4 protein-coding genes and 1 pseudogene are annotated in these 3234 nt (G+C 74.5%); all 5 read left to right on the top strand.

The window, feature by feature from the left end; translation table 11 throughout:
* Positions 1-307: iron chelate uptake ABC transporter family permease subunit (locus CR470_RS36890; protein ID WP_143663976.1), on the top strand; the 307-nt coding region annotated here is incomplete at its 5' end.
* A gap of 91 nt (positions 308-398) precedes the next feature.
* A complete protein-coding gene (locus CR470_RS36885; protein WP_373561473.1) occupies positions 399-1304 on the top strand; it encodes an ABC transporter ATP-binding protein in 906 nt (301 codons plus the stop codon).
* Between the two features lie 72 nt (positions 1305-1376).
* Positions 1377-1511 carry a streptamidine family RiPP gene (gene amiA, locus CR470_RS40975; RefSeq protein ID WP_257139051.1) on the top strand — a complete coding sequence of 45 codons (135 nt, stop codon included), beginning with the start codon at positions 1377-1379 and terminating at the stop codon, positions 1509-1511.
* Positions 1512-1646: 135 nt separating this feature from the next.
* Positions 1647-2569 (top strand): annotated as a pseudogene (locus CR470_RS40970) (hypothetical protein).
* Positions 2566-3234 (top strand): CocE/NonD family hydrolase (locus CR470_RS36870; RefSeq protein ID WP_143663975.1); only part of this gene is annotated, 669 nt, incomplete at its 3' end. The pseudogene CR470_RS40970 and the gene CR470_RS36870, both read left to right, overlap by 4 nt.

The raw sequence follows: 3234 nt of genomic DNA, 5'->3' as shown, positions 1-3234 counted from the left end.
CGTCTGCGCCGTGGCGCTGACGGCCGGCGCCGTGTCGGCCGTGGGGGCGCTCGGCTTCGTGGGGCTGCTGGTGCCCCATCTGGCGCTGGCCGTCTTCGGGGCCGACCTGCGCATCACCCTTCCGGGTGCCGCGCTGCTCGGCGGGGCGGTGGTGTGCGGGGCGGACGCCGCCGCCCAGCTGCTGTCCCGGCTGCTGGCCACCGCGCTCGACGCGGACCGGCTGACCCTTCCGGTCGGCGCCCTGACCACCTTCGTGGGGGCGGCGCTGCTGATGGTCGTGGCGCGGCGACGGGCGGACGAGCGATGACGGAGAGCGGTACGCGGTCGGGACACGGCGGCGGCGTCGACGCCGCCGTCGACGCCGACGGAAGTGGAGGACATTGGATGAGGAGGGTGGCATGCCGGAAGGCCTGACCGGACAAGTGGAATCGAGCCCGGCGGAGGTGGCCGGGCCGGAAGCGGAACCGGGCGTGGTGCCCGGCCCGGAGGTCGTCCGGGCGGAGGGGCTGGCCTTCGGCTACCCCGGACGGATGGTCCTGCGCGGGGTGGACCTGAGTGTCCGGGCCGGCGAACTGGTCGCCCTGATCGGGCTGAACGGCTGCGGCAAGAGCACCTTCCTCAAGCTGGCCGCCGGGCTGCTCACCCCGAGCGGCGGGCGCGTCCTGCTCGAAGGCGACGACGTGGCGCGGCTGCCCCGCCGCACCGCCGCCCGGCGCGTCGCCCTGCTCCATCAGTCAGCGCCCGCCGTACCGGGACTGACCGTGCGGCAACTCGTGCGCCAGGGGCGCTATGCCGCCCGGGGGCCGCTCGGGATGCTGCGGGAGGGCGACGACGAGGTGACCTCGCGGGCGCTCGCGGACGTCGGCGTCACCGCCTGGGCCGACCGGCCCGTGGACGCGCTGTCCGGAGGCGAACGCCAGCGGGTCCGGCTGGCCATGGCGCTGGCCCAGGACGCCCGCGTGCTCTTCCTCGACGAGCCGACCACCTATCTCGATCTGCGGCACCAACTGGAGGTGCTCCAGACGGTCGTACGGCTGCGCGCGGAGCGCCGTCTGACGGTGGTGATGGTGCTGCACGACCTCAACCACGCGGCGCGGTTCGCCGATCGGATCGTCGCCCTGCGCGAGGGGCGCGTCGCCGCCGACGGGCCTCCGGCCGAGGTGGTCACCCGGCGTCTGCTGGCCGAAGTCCTCGGCGTGGAGGGCCGGGTGGGGATCGACAGTGAGGGTGGCTGGCCGGTCTGTTACCCAGATCACCCTCTCGACCCGCTCCAGCTATTGCGGAACGAAAATCATATTCATTAGTGTCTGTGCTGCGGCACGCACCGACGCCGCGACCGACACCCGTCCGAACCGACCGAATGGAGACTTCGACTCATGGAGCAGAACAAGGTGTTCAGCCCGATCGCCGACCAGGGCCAGCTCGCCCACCTCTCCGCCACCCACTCGAACGCCCTCGTCGAGAACCCCTTCGACGACGCCGTCGAGGCCGACGCCCCGGCCGAGAAGTAGGCGACACCTGCCGCTGACGGCAGGTTTCCCGCGTAGCGCGGGGGCGGCCCGCCCGGTGACATCCCGGGCGGGTCCGCCCCGTTCAGCCCCCGAACGTCACTTCCCCGCTTCCCGCTCTCAGCTCCGGAGGAATCCGTGACCCGCAGTCGACTCGCTCCCGGCACCGGGATCGTCACCGTCCCCGGTGGCGCCCCCGTGCTCCGGACCTCCGGAGGGGAGTTCCTGCGCATCGACACCGGCGGCGTCGCCGGCGAGGACCTGGTGCGTCGGCTGACGGGGGAGGAGGCGCGGAACGAGGGCGCGCACGCGGCCGAACTCACCCGGCTCGTCGCGGCGTTCGAGCAAGGAGGGTACGCGGTGTCCGCTCCGTCCCGGGCTCCGCTCGAAGGCCGTACCGTCCACGTCCTCGGCGACCCCGTGCTCACCGTGCCGGTGGCGCGCTGTGCCGGGGCCGAAGGGGCCGAGGTCCACCGGATCACTCCGGACGGTGTGGCGGAGCTCTCCCGGGCGAGCCCGGACCGCGGCGCCGAAGGACGCGTCGCCGTGGTGTGGTGCCTCGACTCGCCCGTGCCCGAAGGTCTCTGGGACGCGGCGGACCGGCTGCCCGGGCGGCGCATCGCCTGGCTGCGCTGCCACCGTGAGGGCGCCCACAGCTGGACCGAACCTCTTGCCGCGGCCCCGGGAGACGTCACCTCCCGTCACATCCGGCTCCGCAGACTCGCGGCCACCCCCGCCCACCGTGAACTCGCCGCGTACTGGGCCGGACACCGGACGCCTAAGCCGAAGCCGAAGCCGAAGCCGAAGCCGAAGCCGAAGCCGAAGCCGAAGCCGAAGCCGAAGCCGAAGCCGAAGCCGGAGCCGGGGCGGAAGTTGAAGCTGAAGCCAGGGAGGGCCGGGCGACCGTTCTCCCGGTGCGCCGGCGGCTGCGCCGCATCGACCTGCGCGATCTCACCCTCACCGAGCACCCCGTGCTCCCCGTCCCGGACGTCGCGCCTCTGCCCGCTCCGACGCCGGTGCGGGCACGCGCCGCTGCCCGGACCGCCGAGGCGCGCCCGTGAACACCCGTACGGTGTACGTCCCCACGCCGGACGGCACCGCACTCGCCACCGACGTATGCCTCCCCGACGGGACCCGCCCCTTCCCCGCCGTCCTGATCAGAACCCCTTACGGGCGCGACGCCCACCGCGCCGAACTGCGCGGCTGGGCGGCGCACGGGTTCGCCGCCGTCGCCCAGGACGTACGCGGCCGCTACGGCTCACCGGGGGAGTGGCACCCCTACCGGGGCCACGAGAGGACGGACGGCGCGGCCACCGTCGCCTGGGTGCGCGCACAGGTGTGGAGCAACGGGGAGGTCGTCGCCGTCGGCGCTTCCTACGCCGCGCACTGCGCCCTCGTCACCGCACTCGCCGCCCCTGACACGGCCCGGCGCGACGGCGTCCCCGACGCCGTCATCGCCGCCGTCCCCGCGCTCGGGCCCGCCGAGACGGCACGCGAGCCCGGGGGCCCTGAGCGGCTGTGGGCCCGGGCCGGCTGGTGGGCGGCCCACGGCGACCGTCGCGACTCCGACCCGGACGCGTTGGCCCGCGCCCTGGCGGACGACCCCCGCCTGCTCGAACACCTCCCGGTCGCCCGCCTCGCCGAGCGGCTGGCCGAGAGCCTGGGACGCGAACTGCCGTCCTGGCCCGGGCTCTGGGCCTGTCTCTTATACACATCTCTGAGCGGG

Source organism: Streptomyces sp. rh34 (assembly GCF_002551245.1).
Classification (GTDB): domain Bacteria; phylum Actinomycetota; class Actinomycetes; order Streptomycetales; family Streptomycetaceae; genus Streptomyces.
This window is presented reverse-complemented; position numbering and strand designations above follow the sequence as displayed.